18 protein-coding genes are annotated in these 19,878 nt (G+C 62.0%); 8 read left to right on the top strand and 10 right to left on the bottom strand.

Annotated elements, in window-relative coordinates; all coding sequences use genetic code 11:
* Nucleotides 1–25 precede the first annotated feature (25 nt).
* Nucleotides 26–514 carry an OmpA family protein gene (locus OKB77_RS06200; RefSeq protein ID WP_270817141.1) on the top strand — a complete coding sequence of 163 codons (489 nt, stop codon included), beginning with the start codon at nt 26–28 and terminating at the stop codon, nt 512–514.
* Between the two features lie 97 nt (nt 515–611).
* Here the strand turns inward: OKB77_RS06200 and OKB77_RS06205 are convergent, their stop codons facing one another.
* Nucleotides 612–1,349: a TerC family protein gene (locus tag OKB77_RS06205; RefSeq protein ID WP_005333641.1), complete on the bottom strand. Its 738-nt coding sequence runs from the start codon at nt 1,347–1,349 to the stop codon at nt 612–614.
* 120 nt (nt 1,350–1,469) lie between these two features.
* Between OKB77_RS06205 and OKB77_RS06210 the strand changes: the two genes are divergently transcribed.
* The 3 genes from OKB77_RS06210 (at nt 1,470) to OKB77_RS06220 (ending at nt 4,726) form a co-directional block, all read left to right on the top strand.
* A complete protein-coding gene (locus OKB77_RS06210) occupies nt 1,470–2,585 on the top strand; it encodes an ATP-NAD kinase family protein (RefSeq protein ID WP_247822945.1) in 1,116 nt (371 codons plus the stop codon).
* A 99-nt stretch (nt 2,586–2,684) separates the two neighbouring features.
* On the top strand, nt 2,685–2,963 hold the full coding sequence (locus tag OKB77_RS06215; RefSeq protein ID WP_005333639.1) for a YfcL family protein: 279 nt from the start codon (nt 2,685–2,687) through the stop codon (nt 2,961–2,963).
* Nucleotides 2,964–3,061: 98 nt separating this feature from the next.
* Nucleotides 3,062–4,726, top strand: coding sequence for an AMP-binding protein (locus OKB77_RS06220; protein WP_247822944.1), 1,665 nt, complete (start codon nt 3,062–3,064; stop codon nt 4,724–4,726).
* Between the two features lie 112 nt (nt 4,727–4,838).
* Here the strand turns inward: OKB77_RS06220 and OKB77_RS06225 are convergent, their stop codons facing one another.
* The 3 genes from OKB77_RS06225 to OKB77_RS06235 all read right to left on the bottom strand — a co-directional run bounded on the left by OKB77_RS06225 (nt 4,839) and on the right by OKB77_RS06235 (nt 8,243).
* Nucleotides 4,839–6,002, bottom strand: coding sequence for a trans-sulfuration enzyme family protein (locus OKB77_RS06225; protein WP_247822943.1), 1,164 nt, complete (start codon nt 6,000–6,002; stop codon nt 4,839–4,841).
* Between the two features lie 139 nt (nt 6,003–6,141).
* Nucleotides 6,142–7,179 carry an isopenicillin N synthase family dioxygenase gene (locus OKB77_RS06230; RefSeq protein ID WP_270817142.1) on the bottom strand — a complete coding sequence of 346 codons (1,038 nt, stop codon included), beginning with the start codon at nt 7,177–7,179 and terminating at the stop codon, nt 6,142–6,144.
* 425 nt (nt 7,180–7,604) lie between these two features.
* Nucleotides 7,605–8,243, bottom strand: coding sequence for an NAD(P)-dependent oxidoreductase (locus tag OKB77_RS06235; protein ID WP_270817143.1), 639 nt, complete (start codon nt 8,241–8,243; stop codon nt 7,605–7,607).
* 101 nt (nt 8,244–8,344) lie between these two features.
* Between OKB77_RS06235 and OKB77_RS06240 the strand changes: the two genes are divergently transcribed.
* Nucleotides 8,345–9,235, top strand: a complete 891-nt coding sequence (locus OKB77_RS06240) for a LysR family transcriptional regulator (protein WP_159143870.1) — start codon at nt 8,345–8,347, stop codon at nt 9,233–9,235.
* 124 nt (nt 9,236–9,359) lie between these two features.
* Here OKB77_RS06240 and OKB77_RS06245 read toward each other — a convergent pair whose 3' ends face one another.
* The 4 genes from OKB77_RS06245 to OKB77_RS06260 all read right to left on the bottom strand — a co-directional run bounded on the left by OKB77_RS06245 (nt 9,360) and on the right by OKB77_RS06260 (nt 13,315).
* Nucleotides 9,360–10,262 carry a LysR family transcriptional regulator gene (locus OKB77_RS06245; protein WP_005352600.1) on the bottom strand — a complete coding sequence of 301 codons (903 nt, stop codon included), beginning with the start codon at nt 10,260–10,262 and terminating at the stop codon, nt 9,360–9,362.
* Nucleotides 10,263–10,362: 100 nt separating this feature from the next.
* A complete protein-coding gene (locus OKB77_RS06250; RefSeq protein ID WP_270817145.1) occupies nt 10,363–11,622 on the bottom strand; it encodes an MFS transporter in 1,260 nt (419 codons plus the stop codon).
* Entirely contained in the window at nt 11,619–12,518 is a 900-nt protein-coding gene (locus OKB77_RS06255) for a pirin family protein (protein WP_111900656.1), read from the bottom strand. Before OKB77_RS06255 ends, OKB77_RS06250 begins: the two co-directional genes overlap by 4 nt.
* Nucleotides 12,519–12,577: 59 nt before the next feature.
* A complete protein-coding gene (locus OKB77_RS06260) occupies nt 12,578–13,315 on the bottom strand; it encodes an isochorismatase family protein (RefSeq protein ID WP_005333630.1) in 738 nt (245 codons plus the stop codon).
* Nucleotides 13,316–13,507: 192 nt separating this feature from the next.
* On the opposite strand from OKB77_RS06260, the gene OKB77_RS06265 reads away from it, so the two are divergent.
* On the top strand, nt 13,508–14,443 hold the full coding sequence (locus OKB77_RS06265; protein WP_270817146.1) for a LysR substrate-binding domain-containing protein: 936 nt from the start codon (nt 13,508–13,510) through the stop codon (nt 14,441–14,443).
* A 6-nt stretch (nt 14,444–14,449) separates the two neighbouring features.
* Here OKB77_RS06265 and OKB77_RS06270 read toward each other — a convergent pair whose 3' ends face one another.
* Nucleotides 14,450–15,358, bottom strand: coding sequence for a LysR substrate-binding domain-containing protein (locus OKB77_RS06270; protein ID WP_270817147.1), 909 nt, complete (start codon nt 15,356–15,358; stop codon nt 14,450–14,452).
* A gap of 277 nt (nt 15,359–15,635) precedes the next feature.
* Here OKB77_RS06270 and metE point away from each other — a divergent pair, with 277 nt between their 5' ends.
* Both metE and OKB77_RS06280 read left to right on the top strand, forming a co-directional pair.
* Nucleotides 15,636–17,900, top strand: coding sequence for a 5-methyltetrahydropteroyltriglutamate--homocysteine S-methyltransferase (gene metE / locus OKB77_RS06275; protein ID WP_270817148.1), 2,265 nt, complete (start codon nt 15,636–15,638; stop codon nt 17,898–17,900).
* A 176-nt stretch (nt 17,901–18,076) separates the two neighbouring features.
* Complete coding sequence (locus tag OKB77_RS06280; RefSeq protein WP_270817149.1) at nt 18,077–18,826, top strand: substrate-binding periplasmic protein; 750 nt, start codon at nt 18,077–18,079, stop codon at nt 18,824–18,826.
* Between the two features lie 36 nt (nt 18,827–18,862).
* Here OKB77_RS06280 and OKB77_RS06285 read toward each other — a convergent pair whose 3' ends face one another.
* Nucleotides 18,863–19,726, bottom strand: coding sequence for a LysR family transcriptional regulator (locus OKB77_RS06285; protein WP_270817150.1), 864 nt, complete (start codon nt 19,724–19,726; stop codon nt 18,863–18,865).
* Between the last annotated feature and the right edge of the window lie 152 nt (nt 19,727–19,878).

Here is a 19,878-nt window from a genome sequence, read left to right on the forward strand (position 1 = left end):
TAACAACATAAACAAGGAGCAAACCATGAAGATCACCCACCTGTTGAAAGTGACCCTGCTGGGGTTGATGTTGTCGCTGCTGGCCGGTTGCCAGAGCGCGCCCAAAGGGTTGACCCCGGAGCAAATCGCCGTGCTCAAGGAGCAGGGCTTTTATCTGACCGATGAGGGGTGGACGCTGGATCTGGCCAACCGGGTGCTGTTTGCCAACAACGTGGGGGCGCTCAATTCCCAGACTCGCCAATCCGTTGAAAAACTGGGTAAAACACTGCTTGGCGTAGGGTTGGACAAGGCGCGGGTGGATGGCCACACCGATAATACCGGCGAGAGCAGCTACAACCAGCAGCTCTCCCTGAAGCGGGCCCAGTCGGTGGCCGATGTGCTGGTCTCGGTCGGCATGAAGCCAGCCAATCTGGAGATCCATGGCCGTGGCGAGACCATGCCGCTGGCGGATAACAAGACCAGAGAGGGCCGGGCCGCCAACCGCCGGGTTGCCATCGTCATCAGCGATCAATAACCCTTTCATCGTTTCGTTACCCATACAAAAAAGAGCGCCCGATCGGCGCTCTTTTTGATCGCGACAGCTGGGGTCGCGAGGGCATGCGGGGGCAGGGTTACTGCGCGCTATTTTGCCCGTTATTGTCGTGATGACTGCGCAGGCGGATGTTGATCATCTCCACCACCAGCGAGAAGGCCATGGCGAAGTAGATGTAGCCCTTCGGAATATGCAGGTCCATCCCCTCGGCCATCAGGGCGAAGCCCACCAGGGTGAGGAAGGAGAGGGCCAGCATCTTGATAGTGGGGTGGCTGTCGACGAAATCACCGATGGATTTGGCGGCAAACATCATGATGAAGACGGCGATCATGATGGCCAGCACCATCACCGGCACGTGATCGGCCATGCCGACTGCGGTGATCACCGAGTCGAGGCTGAAGACGATATCGAGGATGGCGATCTGGATCAGGGTGCTGATGAAGCCCGAGGCCGCTTTGCTGACGCTCTCCGGCTCGGCCGCCCCTTCCAGGGTGACGTGGATCTCGTGAGCACTCTTGCCGATGAGGAACAGGCCCCCCAGCAGCAGGATCAGATCGCGGCCGGAGATGGCTTCACCCAGCACGGTGAAGAGCGGATCGGTGAGGCGCATCACCCAGGCCAGCGAGAGCAGCAGCAGGATCCGGGTACCCATGGCGAGCCCCAGACCCAGAATGCGCGCTTTTTGACGCTGCGCCTCCGGCAGGCGACCGACCAGGATGGAGATAAAGATGATGTTGTCGATGCCCAGCACGATCTCGAGCAGGGTAAGGGTGGCGAGTGCGACCCAGGCAGAGGGATCAAGAACCCATTCCAGCATGATTGAACCTTGGTTGAAAATTGGTTGGAAAATTGAAGCAGCGCATTCTAGCAGGGGCGCCACTGCTTGTCCCAGAGGGGGGAAAAGATAAAAATGGTGGCCATCGCAAGGGAGGCAGGCATGTTTCGATTAGGGTTCATCATTAATCCGGTCGCCGGGATTGGCGGCGCAGTGGGGCTCAAGGGCAGTGACGGCGTGGTGGATGAGGCGCTTGCTCGTGGTGCCGTGCCCAAGGCGCAGGAGCGGGCGCGGCAAGCCTTGTTGCCACTGTGCGAGTTGAGCGTCCCGTTCGAACTGCTGACGGTGGCGGGAGAGATGGGGGAGACGGTAGCCCGATCTCTGGGACTACCCTGTCGGGTCATCTATCAACCGGCCGGGGAGAGCACCTCGGCCGATGATACCCGCCACGCCGCCAGGCTGATGCGCGAAGCTGGGGTCGATCTGCTGCTGTTTGCCGGTGGCGATGGCACGGCGCGGGATATCTGCGCCGCGGTGGGGGAGTCCTGCCATGTGCTCGGCATTCCGGCGGGGTGCAAGATCCACTCCGGTGTCTACGGGGTGACGCCCGCCGCCAGCGGGCGGGTGGTGGCGCGGATGATTGCAGGGGAACTGCTCAGCCTGATCGATGCCGAGGTGCGCGACATCGACGAGGAGGCGTTTCGCGCGGGCAAGGTGCGGGCCCGCCACTACGGCCAGTTGAAGGTGCCCGGCGATCTGCGTTACGTACAGGCGGTAAAACAGGGGGGCAAGGAGTCCGAAGAGCTGGTGTTGGCGGATCTCGCCGCCGGTGTGGTGGAGCAGATGGAGCCCGATACCCTCTATCTGATGGGCTCCGGCAGCACGGTGGCAGCCTGTATGGCAGAGCTCGGTCTGGAAAATACTTTGCTCGGTGTGGATCTGGTGGAAAATGGCCGACTTATCGGGCAGGATCTCAGCGCCGCCGAGATCCTGACCCGGATCCGCGGTCGTCGCTGCCGACTGATCATTACCCTGATAGGCGGACAGGGACATCTGTTCGGGCGCGGAAATCAGCAATTGAGTCCTGAGGTGATTCGGTGTGTCGGGCTGGACAATATCCAGGTGCTGGCAACCAAAGACAAGCTTGCCGCCCTTGTGGGCAGGCCGCTGCTGGTGGACACCGATGATCCGCAATTAAACCGGGCGTTGCGTGGTTATCTGCGAATAACCACGGGATACAAGGATCAGGTCATCTACCCGGTGGCCAACCCGGAATAGGACGCCAAGGACGCTGCTGGCCTGGCGCCAGAGAGCTGCAATCAACCGGATTGCGGTTCCATACCCCCGAATTTTTTGCCGCAAATGAGGCTGCGTTACATGACGATTCACGATTTTGAGCACAAGTTGTTGGGACTGATCGACAGCATGGTTGCCACCGCGACCGACGATGAGCTGTTTGCGGGGGGTTACCTGCGAGGTCATATCTCATTGGCCGTTGCCCGGGCCGAGCTGGAAGGCAAGACCCTGGTGCGGGACGTCAAGAGCTATGTGCTGCGCAGCCTCAACGAGGCGATCTTGCAAGGTGAGCTTTCTGAAGAGGATGAAAAACTGGTGCAGGCGATGTGGAGTCGTTTGCAACAAGACGCAGAAGCTTGATCGGATACACAATTCAAACTGAAGTTTGAGTTTATTCTTCCCCTGAAGTTAGTGAAAGGTTAATAATAAGTTTCGCCTTTTGTTTCAGGGATTAAACTATGGCCTCCTCCTCACGCATTGCCAATAAACTGCCGCTCGAGATGCTCTATCACTGGGAGCGGCAGTGTCCTGATCGAATCTACCTGCGTCAAACCATCAACCGCGAATATGTCGATTTCACCTGGGGTGAAGTGGCCGATGAAGCGCGGCGGATGGTGACGGCCTTGCGTCACCTCGGTCTGGTGGCCGGTGACAAGGTGGCGCTGCTCTCCAAGAACTGCGCCCAGTGGTTTATCGCCGATCTGGCGATGCAGATGGGGCAGTATGTGAGCGTGCCCATCTACCCGACTGCCAACGTCGACACCATCGAATATGTGCTGCGCCACAGCGAGGCCAAGGCGATCTTCGTCGGCAAGCTGGATGACTGGAAGAGTCAGGAGGCGGGCGTACCCGCCGATCTGCTGCGCATCGCCTTCCCCTATGACACCATGCCGGCCAGCCACCAGTGGGACGATCTGCTGGAGGCGCATGAGCCGATCCCTGACAGCCCGGTGCAGGCCCCTGACTCCCTGCTGAGTCTGGTCTACACCTCCGGCAGTACCGGCAAGCCGAAAGGGGCCATGCTGAGCGTCGAGCGCTACGCCTGGTCGTGCGAGAAGCTGGTGGAGACGGTGAGCCTGAGCCAGGCCGATCGGGGTTTCTCCTACCTGCCGCTGGCCCACATTACCGAGCGGGTGTACATCTACGGCGGAAGTCTCTATGGCGGCGCTACCATCGCGTTCCCTGAATCTCTCGACACCTTTATCGAAGATGTCAAACGCTGCCGTCCCACCGTCTTTATCTCGGTGCCACGGCTGTGGGCCATGTTCCGCATCAAGATCCACGAGAAGCTGCCCCAGAAGAAACTCGAACTGCTGCTCAAGATCCCGCTTATCTCAGGCCTGATTAAACGCAAGCTGCAAAAGGGGTTGGGACTGGATCAGGCCCGTGTACTCGGCTGCGGCTCCGCGCCTGTCTCCCCTGCGCTGCTTGAGTGGTATCTGAGCATCGGTCTCAAGGTGACTGAAGCCTGGGGCATGACCGAGAACCACGCCTACTCCACCATCAACTACCCGTTCCGTGCCGACAAGATCGGCACCGTCGGCAAGGCGGGGATCGGGGTGACCATTAAGATCTCCGACGAGGGGGAGATCCTCTGCCGTTGCGAAGGGATGATGCTGGGTTACTACAAGGATCCCGAGCACAGCGCCGAGGCCATCGATGCCGAGGGGTGGCTCCATACCGGCGACATGGGCAAGCTGGACAAGGAGGGTTATCTCACCATCACCGGCCGGATGAAGGATGTGTTCAAGACCGCCAAGGGCAAGTATGTGGCGCCGGTGCCCATCGAGGGACTGCTGGGGCAGGAGCCCATTATCGAACAGCTCTGCGTGATTGGTTATGGCATGCCCCAGCCCATTGCGCTGGTGCAACTGGCCGAGAGCGCCATGAGGGGCAATCGGGAGGAGGTCAACGCCAGACTGGAAGCGGCGCGGGTACGGGTCAACGATCAGCTGGAATCTCATGCCAAAATTCGCGGCATTCTGGTAGTGAAGACTCCCTGGAATATCGAAAACGGCGTGCTGACCCCCACCATGAAGATCAAGCGTCACCTGCTGGAGCAAAAGTACGCCCAGGTTGGGGATCGCTGGCCCTCATCCCAAGTGGTGGTCTGGGAGGAGTAAATCCCGTTTTTCCATAGCGCAACAAACAACAACGGCCCTTGATGGGCCGTTGTTGTGTTTGGGGCATCTCACTCGCCGCCATTTGGCGGGCAAGTGAGATGCGTGCTCCCGGTTAGATCTGCGCCAGCGCGGCGGCCAGATCGGCGATCAGATCGTCCGCATCTTCCACCCCGATGCTGAAGCGGATGAGGTCGTCGTTGACCCCGGCGGCGAGGCGGCTCGCCTCGTCCATGGCGGCGTGGGTGGTACTGGCCGGATGGCAGGCCAGACTCTCGAGATCCCCCAGACTCACCGCCTGCACGAATAGCTGCAGGTTGTCGAGCAGGGTAGCGCAGCGCTCAAACCCGCCTGCCAGCTCAATGCTCACCATGCCGCCAAAGCCGCTGGCGAAGGCGCTGAGAGCATCGTGGCCCGGATGGCTGGCAAGCCCCGGGTAGATCACCTTCTTCACCGCCGGGTGGGCGGCCAGAAACTCGGCCACTTTCTGGGCATTGTGCAGGTGGGCATCCATCCGCAGCGGCAGGGTCTTGACCCCGCGTTGCAGCAGGTAGGCCTCCTGCGGGCCGATGGGGGAGCCGATATGCTTGAGGGCCACGGTGCGGATCGACTTCATCAGGGCGTGAGAGCCCGCCACCACCCCGGCGATGATGTCGCCGTGGCCACCCAGATACTTGGTGCCGCTGTGCATCACCACATCGACCCCGAGCTCCAGCGGACGCAGCAGGTAGGGGGTGAGGAAGGTGTTGTCACACACTGTGATGGCGCCCACCTTGCGGGCCGCTTCCACCACCAGCCGCGGATCCACCACCTTGAGGGTGGGGTTGGTCAGGGTTTCGAACAGTACCACCTTGGTAGCAGGGCGGATGTTGGCCAGCAGATCCCGATCGCTCTCGTAAGCGGTGACCTTGATACCGGCGCGGCTGAAGGTCTGCTTGAGGAACGCATCGGTGCCGCCGTAGAGCGGGCCGATATAGGCCACCTCATCGCCGCTGTCGGCCAGGGCATACATGATGGCGCTCACCGCCGCCATGCCGCTCGCCACCACCAGCGCTTCATCGGCACCTTCAAGCGCCGCCAGTTTCTGCTCCAGCTCGGCGGTGGTGGGGTTGCCAAAGCGGCTGTAGATAAAGCCGGGGGCCTGACCTGCGAAACGATCCTTACCCGCTTGAGCGTTGAAGTAGCTGAAGGTGCTGCTCTGGTAGAGCGGGGTGGTGAGGGCGCCGGTCTGGGGGTCGATCCGCTGGCCGCTGTGTACGCTCATGGTCTTGAATTTCATCGTGTTGCTCCGTGATGGCCAGGCTCTGGCCATGACTGGTTGTGTTTTGTTGTTCGTTACATGTTGTGTTTTGTCTGGGCGGGTATATCCATGCTGCTTGTGGCTTATGCATATACCCGCCGGCGGATCTCTGCGCTGCTTAGGCCGGTATCGCTTCGCTCTCTGTGCACGGGAGGCGAGCGGGTTCCCCATAGTGACGCGCCGCCACATCCGGGTGGGATCGCAGCCGCCCTTTCAGCACGTTCTTCCCCACCTGATTAAAGAGCGGGTTGGTCGGGTCACTCTCCGGCCCTTGCGCCTGCGCTGCCAGCGCGGGGGAGAGGCTGAGCAGTGGCACGGTGGCATCAAGCCGCGCCGCCATAAAGAAGGCGCAGGAGAGGCGCGAGACGCCGGGCGGCGGGCTTACCACCCGATGCAGGGTCGCCTTGAGATAGCCGTTGGAGGCCAGCTCCAACAGCTCGCCGATATTGACCACCAGCGCTCCCGGCAGGGGCGGTGCGGAGATCCAGCCGTCGGCCGTCTCGACCTCAAGCCCCGAGTGATTGTCCTGCATCACCAGCGTCAGGTAGCCAGGATCCTTGTGGGCGCCGACCCCCTGACTGTTGCCACCCGCCTCTTGCCCCGGGTAGTGAATCAGCTTCATGTGCTGGTAGGGGGCGCCGCGAATACTGTCGTCAAACACGTTGGCCGGTTGCTCCAACACCTCGGCAAAAGCGGCCAGCAGGGTGAGGGTGATATCGCTCAGCCGCTCCTGCCACGCCAGCAGATGGCCTTTCATCTCGGGCAGGGCGGTTGGCCACTGGTTGGGGCCGATCAGCCGCTGCCAGGGTGCACGGGTCAGGGCCGCAGGCAGGGCTTGCGCCTCATTCATGATATCGAACTGCTCTCGCAGATCCGGCCGCTGGCGGGTCAGCTCGGCACCGACCCGGTTGTAGCCGCGAAAGTGGGGGCTGTTGACCATCTGCACCGTCAGCTTCTCCTGCTCCGGCAGGGCAAAGAAGCGCTCTGCCAGCGCCAGAGTCTCTAGCATCTCAATCTTGCTCAAGCCGTGGCCGACCAGATAGAAAAAGCCCACATCGCGGGCGGCCGCGGCCAGCCTGGCCAGCATAGGGTGACGCACCTCGGGTGCCCCGTTGAGGGCAGCCAGATCGATGATCGGCAGTGGTGAATGTTCCATGTGCACCTCCTCACTCTTTCGTTATCTCTGGCGCCATCTCTTGCACTGCCTCCGCTGTTGGCAGACCTGATAAGCGGCAAACGGGATGGCGCGACAGTGTGGCGCCATCTGGGATAAAGGGGATGCTACTGTTCGGTGTTATAAGAATGAAACAACAAATTATTCTTAGTTATATACAAAATTCGAAATGGAATTCGGCGCCTGATGGGCTGAAGGTTTTTTGCGCAGCCATTGCGGGGTAAAGGGGCAACGATGAGGGGGAGAGTGATAACCAGAGGCAAGCTACCAGCGGCAAAAATGACCAAAACAGAAAATGGCCAAAACAGAAGAGAGGCGGATGCCTCCCTTCTGGTTGAGCGGGTGTTCACCTGACCGGAAGCGTAGGTGAGTGACCGCGCATTCTGGCCTTAACCGATTGCTGGCTCTCAGTAACCCAGGGTAAAGCGTTGGCGCTGGTGAGCCGGTTTTTCCACCTCGTTCAGCACACCGTCAGCCAGATCACCGGCGGTGATCCCGGCAGGCTGTTCGCCGCTGAACAGCACCTGATCGCCACCAATCCGATAGCCGCCGCGCTTCTCGCCCGGTTCGAGGAACACCGGGGGAGAGACAAAGCGCCAGTCGAGGGTGGTTTCATGACGCAGGGCGGTGAGACCGTCGCGGGCCGCCAGCGCCCCCTGTTTCCACTCGGCCGGAAACTCAGGGGTATCCACCAGTTGCACGCCGGGGGCAACCTCCAGACTGCCGGCGCCACCTACTACCAGCAGCCAGCTGTTGGCCGCTTTGGCTGCTGCGACGATCGCGTTGGCGCCCTTGAGGTACTGGTCGTAGATATCCGGTGTGCTCCAGCCCGGGTTGTAGGCGCTGATCACCCGATCGTGCCCCTTGAGCACCTCGGCCAATGCCTGCGGGTTTTGGGCATCCACCGCCACGGCGGTGACCTGCGGATGGGCGGCCACCTTGCTGACATCGCGGACGATGGCGGTGACGTGATGGCCGCGGCTGATGGCCTCGTTCAGGATGGCTGAACCGACAAAACCGCTGGCACCGATCAGGGCAATCTTCATGGGGAACTCTCCTTCACTGTTGGAATGGGGCTATCCTACGCCGCCATTTATGATTTAATAATCACCTCAAAAATGCATTCACTTATAAGCTGGATTTAATAATGGAACAGCTCAGACGTTACGCCATCTTCGCCGCCGTGGTGGAAGCGGGCAGCATGACAGGGGCGGCCAAATCCCTTGGCATGACCCCCTCCGCCGTCAGTCAGCATATCAGTCAGCTGGAGAGCCTGCTCGGACTGCCCCTGCTCCATCGCTCCACCCGTCGTCTCAGTCTGACCGAGGCGGGAGAGGTGGTGTGGCAAGGGTGTCGGGCGTTGCAGCAGACTCTGAGCGAGACCGAGCTGCGCCTCTCGGAGGTGCGCGACGCCCTGCTCGGGGAAGTGCGGATCACCGCCCCGGTGGGGATGGCGGGCCAGCCGCTGGCGCTGGCCCTCTCTCCGCTGCTGCAGGCCCACCCCGGCCTCACCATCCAGATCATCGCCGACGACGAGAAGCGGGATCTGATTGCCGAGCGGATCGATGTGGCACTGCGGGTCGGCACCTTGCCCGACTCGACCCTGGTGGCCCGCAAACTGGGGCAGACCCGGATGCTGCTCTGCGCCGCCCCCGCCTATCTGGCGCGCAAGGGAGCGCCGCGCACGCCCGCCGATCTGGCCACCCACGACTGGCTTTGCGGCGACATGCTGGGCAACGGTTTGCTGCTGCAGGATGAGAAGGGGGGCGAGCACAGGGTGAGGTTCAAGGCCAAGGTGCTCTGCAATAACGTGTTGCCCTTGCGCCAGTTTGCGCTGGCGGGGCAGGGGATCTCGCTGCAACCGGAGGGGGAGATTGGCGAGGATCTGGCGCAGGGGCGTCTGCTCGAACTGTTGCCCGGTTTTCGGGTGCAGCCGATGGAGATCCACGCCATCACGCCGCAGCGGGAGATCCCGGAGAAGGTGCGGCGGGTGGTGGAGGCGCTGCGCAGCTATTTCGGCACGACGATGTCGTCATGAGCTGCGCCTTAATGGTTGAGAAAAGGCCCCCGATTATCCTGAAGGGGGATTATCCATAAGGCGGTTTGTCGAGAAGAGCGATAGCCCGGATGAGGAGAAGGGCATGCTTGACTGTTAAGCATAATTAAAACGAACTGACGGCCCGCACCTGATCTTTGAGCCAATTAAGCCCGGTATCCTGACCGGAGCTCTTGTGCCAACTCATGTAGACGGGGCAATCCTCCGAGAGCCAGGGGAGGGGATAGCTGGCCAGATCCAGCGCCTGCCCCAGCTTCTCCATGTGCCACTGGCTGGCGACGCAGAGCCAGTCGGTACGACTCACCAGATGAAGAGCGGTGAGCAGGGAGTCGCTCTCGTAGGCAATCTGGCGCGGCGGCAGCGGCGCCTTGGTCAGGGTGTTGAGCAGCAAGCTGTCGAGCCGCCTGGTTTGCAATACCACATGCTTTTCGTTGAAGAAGGTGGCCATGTCGGGGGCCTGGCGGATCCTGGGGTGATCCTTGCGGCAGGCGATGCGCAGGGCCTGGGACATGATCTGCTCGTTTTCGATCCCCTGCTCCGCCATCGGCTTGGTGGCCAGCACCAGATCCACGCTGTGCAGATAGAGGCTGTTCTGGCGCAGGGCTTCGTCCTGCACCTGGGTGTTCCACTCCAGCTGACAGTTGGGGGCTTGGGTCTGCAGCAGGTTGTTGAGCTCCGGCAGGAAGAAGATATCGATATCGGGCACCCCCGCGATGCGAAAGGTGCGCCGACTGGTCTGGGGATCAAAGAGATCGGTGCGCTGCAGGCTGCGCTCCATGTCGTGCAGCGGCACCATGATCTCGTGGTGCAGACTGAGCGCTCGCGCCGTGGGGGTGATGCCGCGTCCCTGGCGGACAAACAGCGGCTCGCCCACCAGGGTGGTCAGGCGGCTGATGGCCTGGCTGATGGCCGAGGGGGTCATCTCCATCATCTCGGCGGCCGTGGTGACACCACCATAGCGGATCACCGCATCGAGGACGCGAAAGAGATTGAGATCGACTTGAGACATGGTGGCTACCGTTAAGCAAAATTAAACAGTTAACATACTGAACAGCCTCTTGTCCGGCTAGCATTCCCTGCGATAACTGTGATGTTTCACTCTCTATTCGTCATTTTCCATCTTGCCGCGAATGCGATCGAGCCTGTTTTGCAGCCATGCTTGAGCCCGGCAGGTGGCCCGCGGCATAGAGTAGCGCGACCAGCAGCAAGCCGTCCAGAAAGAGCCAGCGAGCATTTCCCCAATAGCCGTTGTCTGTCATCAGGGCGGCCAGCAGCAAGGGCCCCAGCAGCTGACCGAGGTTGGCGAGCTGGACAAAAAATCCCTGCACGATGGCCAGTTGCACCGGCCCCTGACTCACTCCCTGCGCAGACGAGAGGATCGCCGGCGGCGCCATGCCACCCGAAAGGGAGAGGACGAGGCACAATCCATAGGCCCACCACGGCGACAGGCCGGGCCAGAAGGCGAGCATGCCGCACAGCGCCATCAGGCCCAGTGCCCAGCTGATGAGCCGATCTCGTGCCACGCCCCGGCGCAGCAGCCATGCCCCCATCAGGTTGCCGGGAATATTGGCGACCACCGCCAGCGCTGAAAGCAGGGCGATCTGGCTTTGGCCAATCCCGGGGCTGCCTTGCAACATGGTTGGCAGCCAGACAAAGAGCGCCCAGAGCATCAGGCTGTAGAGCGTGAACGCCAACCCGTAGCGCCAGAGTGCCTTCTGCCGGAGCACCGTGAGTTGGCGCAGCGGGTGGCCCGAGTTGATCGAGTTTTGGGGTGCCCAGACCCGCAGTTTATCTGCCGAACGACTGGCGAGCAGAAGCAGCAGGGCAGAGAGTTGCGGGAACATCAGGATCAGCCAGGCCAGTCGCCAGCCACCTTGCGCCGTGAGCCAGGGGGTGAGCAGCATGCCGGCCGCCGCACCAAGGGGCAGGTTGACCGCCCACAGGCTCAGGGCCAGCCGCTTATCCTCCTCCCGGGTCACCGCCACGATAAAGGCGGGCATGGCCACCGAGACCAGCAAAAAGCCAATCCCCTCGACAATGCGCGACAGCAGCATCATGGCCAGCCCGGTGGCGGGCAGTGCCAACGCCCCGCCTGTGACGATAACCAGCAGCCCCACAACCCCGGTTTGCCGCCCACTCCAGCGAGTCAGCAGCAGGCCGAGAAAGAGGCTGAAGAGGATCGCCAGCGTATTGAAAGCTGAGGCGAGATAGCTGGCTTCAACCAGTGTCAGCCCCAGCTCGCTGCGCAGTATGCCGAGTACGGCGGGCACTTTGCCAAGGCAGAGGGCGCCGCTGGCACCGGCAAAAATGGCGAGGAAGACCAGAGGCCAGCGCGTGCTTTGTGGCTGGTGGCCAGCGAGCGTGCTCATGGCCGATATTGGCCGTTGCGCAGCCACTCATCGTTGAGCTGACCAAATTCGCCGCGCTGATAGGCATGCAGCCGATCTGCAATGGCGTCGTGGCTGTTCATGACGAAGGGACCATGTTTGACCAGGGGTTCATTGAGCGCCTGGCCTGAGAGCAGCACGAAGTGGCAGGGCTCTGTGGCCTCAAGTTGCAGTGCCACCGCCTCGCCGCCATCGGCAGAGAGGCTGACACCCATCCCGTGACCTGCCGGGATGAGGTGCCGCTCACCCTCCGCCTGCAGGGTCAGCGATCCGGTCAGGGGATAGATCATGGCATTCCAGCCTGCCGCCAGCAGATGGGTGAAGCGGCTGCCGGGCGCGCAATGCCCATCGAGCAGGGTAAAGGGTTGGGGCAGTTCTACTGAGTGTGGTGCCGTTATCCCGTTGCTGTGGCCTGCGACCACCCGTACTCGCACCCCTTCGCCATGAAACTCGGGGATGGTGGCTGCGGCTGCGTGGACGGCAAAAGGCGACGCCATCTTCTGACGGGCAGGCAGGTTGACGAAGATTTGCAGGGCGTGGACATAGGGCGATGCCCCCTCCGGCTGCTCGGTATGCACGGCCCCGCGCCCGGCCGCCAGCCAGTGGAGCGCTCCCGGTTCGATGGGGCCCTGATTGCCGAGGGAGTCGTAGTTGACGTGGGGGCTCGTCGAATCCTCGAACAGATAGGTGACGGCAGAGATCCCGGCGTGGGGATGGGGCTCGAAGGTGGGGGCGGTCATCTGGAAGTGATCCACCATCACCACGGGGTCTATCAGACCGTTGAAAAAGTGTTCGCCAAAATGGCTGGCTGCAAAGCCGCTGCCAATGCGCAGCGGTTGGCCCTTGACGGGGGCGGAGAGAGTCAGACGTCTGGTCATCGATATAACCTCTTGAAGACAAAAGAAGCCTTCGGTCATCTGACCGAAGGCGGGGCGAGTTACGACTTCTTGGCACCCTCTTGCATCTGCCACACCAGGGTGGCGAAAGGCATGTCGAGGGCGCTGTAGACATCGTGCGCCTTGGGGTCGACGTTGCTGCGCAGCATCTCGACCGCGGCGGAGGCGTAGTCGGTGACCGGGATACCGGCCCCCAGCAAGCGTTGCAGCCCAGTGGTACGCTTGGCTTCGTTGAAGGTGCCGGAGGCATCGAGCACCACCCGGGCATCATAGCCGGCAGCCTTGGCAGAGAGGGCCGGGAAGCTGGCGCAGATCTCGAGGGATACCCCGGCGATGATCAGCTGTTTGCGGCCGGTCTTCTCAATGGCGGCGCGCACGGCAGGATCGTCCCAGGCGTTGATGACGGTGCGGTTGATCACCTTCACATCCGGCAGGGCACTGGTCAGTTCAGGCATGGTGGGGCCCCACATGCCATCGGGCATGGTAGCGGTCACGATCACCGGCACGCCGAGGGCGCGGGCGGCGTTGGCCAGCGCCACCACGTTGTGCTTGAGCTCGCCCACCGTGGTGTCGCGCACGCCGCTCAGCAAGCCGACCTGATGGTCGACCAGCAGCAGTACCGCATTGTCTCGGGAGAGCATCTCCAGATAGCGGTTGGGTGATACGGTTGGATGGCTGGCAGCCTCGGCGGCCATGGCCGGTGTCGCTGTGGTGGCCAGCGTGGTGGTCAGGGTCGCCAGACCGAGCAGGGTGGCAGAGCAGATTTGTCGCAGTTTCATGGTGAACTCCTTGTGATATCGGAACAGTCAAACGGCCCTTGCTGGTGGGGCGGATTGCCCGCACAGCAACCGTCTGATGGGGACAGGGCCATTATGATGGCTGCAAAAATGGCGACAATCTGGTGAAATAGGTTCTTATCGTTCTATTGGTGGAACGATGTGAATGCACCTCACCCTGACCAAGGCTGCCCGATGACACCACTGGAACTTGATTTGAATGATCTCTATCTCTTCACCCATGTGGTGCAGCGGCAGGGATTCACTGCCGCCGCGCGGGCGCTTGGCGTGCCCAAGTCGCGGATCTCGCGCCGGATCCGGCTGCTGGAGGAGCGACTGGATGCCCGGCTGCTGCAACGTACCTCACGCCAGCTCAGCCTGACCGATGCCGGTGAGGTGCTCTATCGCCACTGTCAGGCGATGCTGGCCGAGGCGCAGGCGGGAGAGGCGGCTGTGCGGCAACGGCAGCAGGAGCCGAGCGGTCTGGTGCGCATCAGCGTGCCCATTACCATTGCCGATGCGCTGCTTGCCCGCTTGTTGCCCGTTTTTATGGCGCAATACCCCAAGGTGAGGCTCGCCGTGCAAGCCAGCAATCGGCAGGTGGATCTGCTGGAGGAGGGGCTGGATGTGGTGATCCGCGGGGTGGCCTTCGAGCAGGCCCCCTCCAGTCTGGTGCAGGTGCCGCTCTGCACGGTGCAGAGGGGCGTCCTGGCGACCCCGGCATGGCTCTCGCGCCACAATGCGCTGGCGCATCCACGGCAGCTGGAAGGAGAGGATGCCCTGCTTTTCAGCTCGCTGGAGCGTCAGGCCGATCTGCTGCGGCTGCGGCACGACAGTGGGGAGAGTGAGGAGGTGGCGGTCAATGTGCTGCTGCGCAGCGACAATGTGCAAACCCTCAAACAGGCGGCGCTGGCGGGGGTCGGGATGGTGGGCTTGCCACTTTACGCCTGCGTGAATGAGTTGGCGGATGGGCGGCTGCAACAACTGTTGCCCGAGTGGCGTCCCAAAGATGGCAAGCTGGTGATGCTCTATCCCGCGCGGCGCGGTTTGTCACCGGCGGTCAGGGCCCTCATCGACTTTATCAAGGCGCAGTTGCCTGCACTGCTGGCAGAGGTCGGTCAGCCACGCTGAGGAGGGCTATCCCTCCATCTTGCGGCGAATGCGCTCGAACAGGCTCTGCAGGCAGGCTTGATCCCGATCGGCGGCCCGCACCGCGCCGTACATATGGCGACGGATACCGCTCCCTAGGGGGCGGGCGCAGAGCATTCCCTGTCTGACAAACTCGTCACTGGCCCAGCGTGGCAGGGCGGCAACCCCGAGGCCGGCTGCGGCCATCTGCAGCATCACCGAGGTGTTGTCCACCGGCTTGCAACGGGCGGGCTCCACCCCGGCGGGTTGCAAAAAGCGGCTGAAGATATCCATGCGGCTGCGCTCCACCGGATAGACCAGCAGCACCTCCGGCTCCAGATCGACCGGCTCGATGCGGCTCTGGTGGCAGAGGGGGTGATCCGGCGCCATCACCAGAGTCAGATCGAAGGCAAAAAGCGGCTCGAAGTGGAGATCGCCGCGGGCCTGCACATCGGAGGTGAGCAGCAGATCGAGCTGGCCGCCGAGCAGGGCATTGATGGCATCAAAGCCCGGCACTGACTCCACCTCCAGATCTACCCCGGGCCACTGGCGGCGAAAATCGGGCAACAGCGGCAGCAGCCACTGGATGCAACTGTGGCAATCGAGCGCCAGATGCAGCCTGCCCGCATCGCCGCTCTGCAGGGCTTGCAACTGCTTCTCGGTCTGGGCCAGAGCGGGCAACACCTGACGGGCGAGGGCGAGCAGCTGGCTGCCGGCTGCGGTCAGCACCAGCGGGCGGCTTTTGCGCAGGTAAAGCTCCAGATTGAGGCGGGTCTCCAGCTCTTTGAGCTGGTGGGAGAGGGCGGACTGGGTGAGGTTGAGGGTCAGCGCCGCACCGGCCAGCGAGCCCTGCTCGGCCAGCGCGGTTAATGTTTTCAAGTGTTTGATCTCTATCCCTGCATTGCTTGGCACTGCCATAAGATGGCTCCTTGTGAGATTGCGTATGGCGCTGAGGTTGCGGCCGGCGGTTACCCTGCTGCGCTTCTTGACTCCGGCACCTCTTGCACCTGTAAACATCGGCCTCTGTATCCTCGCGGTGAACCTGTTCGGCGGCCAGTTGAGGATTATTTGAGAGCCACTTGAAGAGGATTCAATAGCCAGCGTCACCTTATCTTGTCATTTTGGATGTGTAAACATCTGGATGGCTAAATCATCCAGCTTCCCATCAGATGAATGAGCATAAGGAAATGAACCTATGACACGAGCACACACCCTGGGCTTCCCCCGTATCGGCGCAAAGCGCGAGCTGAAATTTGCCCTCGAATCCTACTGGCGTGGCGAGACCACTCAGGCCGAACTCGTTGCCGTGGGCAAGACGCTGCGTGAGCGCCATTGGCAGGCCCAGCACGGCGCCGGGGTCAATCTGCTGCCGGTGGGCGACTTTGCCTGGTACGATCAGGTGCTCGGTACCAGCCTGCTGGTGGATGCGGTGCCTGCCCGCCACCGCCATGGCGAGACCGATCTCGACACCCTGTTCCGGGTGGCCCGCGGCCGTGCGCCGACCGGCCCGGCGGCGGCGGCCGCCGAGATGACCAAGTGGTTCAACACCAACTATCACTATCTGGTGCCGGAATTCAGCCGTGATCAGCGCTTCAAGCTGGGCTGGAGCCAGCTGTTTGACGAGGTCGAAGAGGCCAAAGCGCTGGGGCTGCCGGTCAAGGCGGTGCTGCTGGGACCGGTATCTTATCTGTGGCTCGGCAAGGAGAAAGAGAGCGGCTTCTCTCGCCTTGAACTGCTCGATCGCCTGCTCATCGTCTATCAGGAGATCCTGGCCAAGTTGGCCGCCCAAGGGGTGGAGTGGGTGCAGATCGATGAACCTGCGCTGACGCTGGACTTGCCGGACGAGTGGCGGCTGGCCTATCTCAACGCCTACGAGCGCCTCACGGGCCCCTGCAAGCTGCTGCTCACCACCTATTTCGGTTCGGTGGCTCATCAGCGCGACATCATCACCAGCCTCAAGGTAGATGGCCTGCATCTGGATCTGGTGGCCGCCCCCGAACAGCTGGAGACCCTGGTGCCGCATCTGCCGGCCCAGTGGGTCATCTCCGCCGGGGTGATCAACGGCCGCAACGTCTGGCGTGCCAATCTGGCCAAGCTGGCGCCGACTCTGAAGGCACTGAAAGCCAAACTCGGCGAGCGGCTCTGGGTGGCCTCCTCCTGCTCATTGCTGCATAGCCCGGTGGATTTGACTCTGGAGCAGGAGCTGGATCCCCAGACCCGCAGCTGGTTCGCCTTCGCCTTGCAAAAATGTTTCGAGCTGGGACTGCTCAGAGAGTATCTGGATGGGGGCGAGCTCGACAAAATCACCGCCTACAGCCAGCCCATCGTCGCTCGGGAGTCCGACAGCCGTGTGCACAAAAAAGCGGTGCAGTCACGGCTCGCCAGCCTCACCAACAGCGATTTTGATCGCCACAGCCCCTATCCGGTCAGGGCCGAGCTGCAGCGCTCGGATCTCAAACTGCCGCTGCTGCCCACCACCACCATCGGCTCCTTCCCGCAGACCTCGCAGATCCGGGGGTTGCGGCAGGATTGGCGCGCTGGTCGCATCGATGACAGCGCCTACGAGGCGGGCATAAAGGCCGAAATCCGCGATGCCATCGCGCGTCAGGAGGCCATCGGGCTGGACGTGCTGGTGCACGGCGAGGCCGAGCGCAATGACATGGTGGAGTATTTCGGTGAACTGCTGGATGGCTTTGCCATCACCCGCTTCGGTTGGGTACAGAGCTATGGCTCCCGCTGCGTCAAGCCGCCGGTGATCACCCGCGATATTGACCGCCCGACTCCCATGACCCTGGCATGGACAAAGTTTGCCCAGAGCCTGACCGACAAGCCGGTCAAGGGGATGCTGACTGGCCCTGTGACCATCCTCTGCTGGTCCTTCCCGCGGGAAGATGTGAGCCGCGAGCAATCGGCCCTGCAAATCGGGCTGGCTATTCGCGACGAGGTGGCAGATCTGGAAGCCGCCGGCATCAAGATCATCCAGATCGACGAACCGGCGATCCGCGAAGGCTTGCCCCTGCGCAAGCAGGATCATCAGGCCTATCTCGACTGGGCGGTGCGGGCCTTCCGTCTGAGCGCAAGCCCGGTGGCGGACAGCACCCAGATCCACACTCACATGTGCTACAGCGACTTTAACCTCATCATCGAGGCGGTGGCGGCGCTGGATGCGGACGTGATCACCATCGAGACCAGCCGCAGCCAGATGCAGCTGCTCGAAGCGTTCGAACGCTTCAACTACCCCAACGAGATTGGCCCGGGCGTCTACGACATCCACTCGCCTAACGTGCCGAGCCAGAGCTGGATTGAGGGGTTGCTTCGCAAGGCGGCCAAACAGATCCCGGCCGAGCGGCTCTGGGTCAACCCGGATTGCGGCCTCAAGACTCGCGGCTGGGAAGAGACTGAGGCCGCCCTCAAGGTGATGGTCGATGCCACCAGGGCGCTGCGGGCCGAGCTGGCGTAACCGGCAAGCCGTGACCGCCATCGGTAAGGTGGCGTGCTGAAAAACGAACGAGAGAGGGGAAGCCACTGCTTCCTCTCTCTTTTTTCGTTGGCCACTTTTTCCACTGGATCCTGAACCTTGCCGCAGCCCGCTTTGCACTAGGCTCAGAGGTGGCAGAAGTGGATGGAGTCGCGGCCATGAGAGTCAGTCTGGGGAGCGCAATCTTGTGGGGATTGCTGATGTGGCAGAGTGTCTGGGCGGCGCCAGCGGCCGAGTTGAAGTTGGTCTACTTTGACGACTTTGCCCCATATTCGTGGCGTGACGAACAGGGCAAGATGCGCGGGCTGATGATCGACGTGATGGAGCGGGTGGCAGCGCACATGGGGCTGCGGGTGCGCCATGAAGGTTATCCGTGGCAACGGGCGCAAAAAATGGTGCGGATGGCGCAGGCCGATGGTTTTGTCACCATCGCCACCCGGGAGCGGCGCAGTTATACCCTGGTTGTGGAAGAGCCGGTCACCACCACAGTGCTAACCATTTTTACCCAGCGCGCCCATCCCCGCATGGCGGAGTTTCAGCGAGCCAGCCGCTTGAGCGACTTCAAATCGCTTACCTTTCTCGACTATTTCGGTAACGGCTGGGGCAAGGAGAACCTGGCGGGCTTCACCGTTCATCACACCATCAATGTTGATAATGTCTTCAAAATGCTGGCGGCGGGTCGGGGGGATCTGATGGTGACCGACCCACTGGTGGCTCGTTTCAAACTCAACCAGCTGGGATTGTCCGGGCAGGTGGTCGAGGTGCCGCTGCAGCTTGCCTCTACCCCGTTCAATCTCTGCATCGGCAAGCACTCCCGCTTCAATACCCGGATAACCGAGTTCAACCGTGCCCTGCAACAGCTGCGACAAAGCGGCGAGTTGGCGCGTATCGTCGAACGCTATCGTTGATGCGCGGCCGCCATCTGCTGTTTGCCAACGGCGTGTTTATCTTGGCGCCATATCGGCGATGGTTGCCCAGAAGGCATCGATCAAGGGCCCCTTGCTGTGGGGCGGACGGATAAGGCCAATGGTCCAGCAGGCTTCCCCGTCTCTCAAGGGGAGGGTGAGCACATCCGGGTGCTCGATGGTGGTGGAGGAGGGCACCAGGGTCCAGGCGATCTCTGCCGCCGCGGTGGCAACACCGGCGGCGAAGTCGTTGACGTACTGGATATCGCGAAAACGCAGCCCGCTCTGGGCCAGATAGTTCATCAGGTGATCGTAAAACGACGGCGCCTTGTCTCGACGCAGGATCGCCAGCGGTTTGTCCACCAGATCCGCCAACTCCCTCACATCGCGGTAGCTGGCGGGCAGTACGGCGACAAAGTGGGCTTCGACCACCGGCAGGGCGTGCCACCCCTTGGGGGCGGGCATGCGGCAAAAACCGAGATCCAGCTTGCCTTCACTGAGCGCCAGTAGCTGGTGGTGGGTGGAGAGATCGTTGAGCTCGATGGTCACTTGCGGCCGCTCGGCGCGAAAACGGGCAATGGCGGCGGGCACCAGGATTTTGGTGGCCACGCCAAAGCCGATGCGCAGGGTGCCGACATTGCCCGCCAGCACGTCGCGGGCGGTGCGCGAGAGCAGCTCGCTCTGGATGACCACTGCGCGGGCATCCTCATACAGCGCCCTGCCCAGTCCGGTGAGGCGAGTGGTACTGGCGTTGCGCTCGAACAGCTCGCCGCCCAGCTCCTCCTCAAGCCGCCTTATCTGTTTGCTCAGGGCCGACTGGGTAACATGCTGACGTACCGCTGCTTGGCCGAAGTGCAGCACTTCCCCCAGAGTGACGAAAGCTTTCAGATCCCGTAGCTCCATCAGGGCTCCTTTCATTCCTGTTGGGAATGTTGAGTGGTCAAATTTGTCATTGGACGGAATTTTAGAAGTGATGGATGCTTATGCCAATTCATTTCGGATGCCCCGGCACGGGGGCGCCGAGTTATCAGAGATGGCTGACACCATCAGCGCAG

The organism is Aeromonas sp. Y318-3, assembly GCF_027706185.1.
Lineage (GTDB): Bacteria > Pseudomonadota > Gammaproteobacteria > Enterobacterales > Aeromonadaceae > Aeromonas > Aeromonas veronii.

What these genes read in the sequence shown, in the direction of transcription:
- OKB77_RS06265 (WP_270817146.1), top strand. Translation starts at nt 13,508, where the DNA reads ATGACACCACTGGAACTTGATTTGAATGATCTCTATCTCTTCACCCAT.
- OKB77_RS06205 (WP_005333641.1), bottom strand. Translation starts at nt 1,349, where the DNA reads ATGCTGGAATGGGTTCTTGATCCCTCTGCCTGGGTCGCACTCGCCACC.
- OKB77_RS06270 (WP_270817147.1), bottom strand. Translation starts at nt 15,358, where the DNA reads ATGGCAGTGCCAAGCAATGCAGGGATAGAGATCAAACACTTGAAAACA.
- OKB77_RS06240 (WP_159143870.1), top strand. Translation starts at nt 8,345, where the DNA reads ATGGAACAGCTCAGACGTTACGCCATCTTCGCCGCCGTGGTGGAAGCG.
- OKB77_RS06230 (WP_270817142.1), bottom strand. Translation starts at nt 7,179, where the DNA reads ATGGAACATTCACCACTGCCGATCATCGATCTGGCTGCCCTCAACGGG.
- OKB77_RS06260 (WP_005333630.1), bottom strand. Translation starts at nt 13,315, where the DNA reads ATGAAACTGCGACAAATCTGCTCTGCCACCCTGCTCGGTCTGGCGACC.
- OKB77_RS06210 (WP_247822945.1), top strand. Translation starts at nt 1,470, where the DNA reads ATGTTTCGATTAGGGTTCATCATTAATCCGGTCGCCGGGATTGGCGGC.
- OKB77_RS06200 (WP_270817141.1), top strand. Translation starts at nt 26, where the DNA reads ATGAAGATCACCCACCTGTTGAAAGTGACCCTGCTGGGGTTGATGTTG.
- OKB77_RS06225 (WP_247822943.1), bottom strand. Translation starts at nt 6,002, where the DNA reads ATGAAATTCAAGACCATGAGCGTACACAGCGGCCAGCGGATCGACCCC.
- OKB77_RS06250 (WP_270817145.1), bottom strand. Translation starts at nt 11,622, where the DNA reads ATGAGCACGCTCGCTGGCCACCAGCCACAAAGCACGCGCTGGCCTCTG.
- metE (WP_270817148.1), top strand. Translation starts at nt 15,636, where the DNA reads ATGACACGAGCACACACCCTGGGCTTCCCCCGTATCGGCGCAAAGCGC.
- OKB77_RS06215 (WP_005333639.1), top strand. Translation starts at nt 2,685, where the DNA reads ATGACGATTCACGATTTTGAGCACAAGTTGTTGGGACTGATCGACAGC.
- OKB77_RS06235 (WP_270817143.1), bottom strand. Translation starts at nt 8,243, where the DNA reads ATGAAGATTGCCCTGATCGGTGCCAGCGGTTTTGTCGGTTCAGCCATC.
- OKB77_RS06280 (WP_270817149.1), top strand. Translation starts at nt 18,077, where the DNA reads ATGAGAGTCAGTCTGGGGAGCGCAATCTTGTGGGGATTGCTGATGTGG.
- OKB77_RS06220 (WP_247822944.1), top strand. Translation starts at nt 3,062, where the DNA reads ATGGCCTCCTCCTCACGCATTGCCAATAAACTGCCGCTCGAGATGCTC.
- OKB77_RS06245 (WP_005352600.1), bottom strand. Translation starts at nt 10,262, where the DNA reads ATGTCTCAAGTCGATCTCAATCTCTTTCGCGTCCTCGATGCGGTGATC.
- OKB77_RS06285 (WP_270817150.1), bottom strand. Translation starts at nt 19,726, where the DNA reads ATGGAGCTACGGGATCTGAAAGCTTTCGTCACTCTGGGGGAAGTGCTG.
- OKB77_RS06255 (WP_111900656.1), bottom strand. Translation starts at nt 12,518, where the DNA reads ATGACCAGACGTCTGACTCTCTCCGCCCCCGTCAAGGGCCAACCGCTG.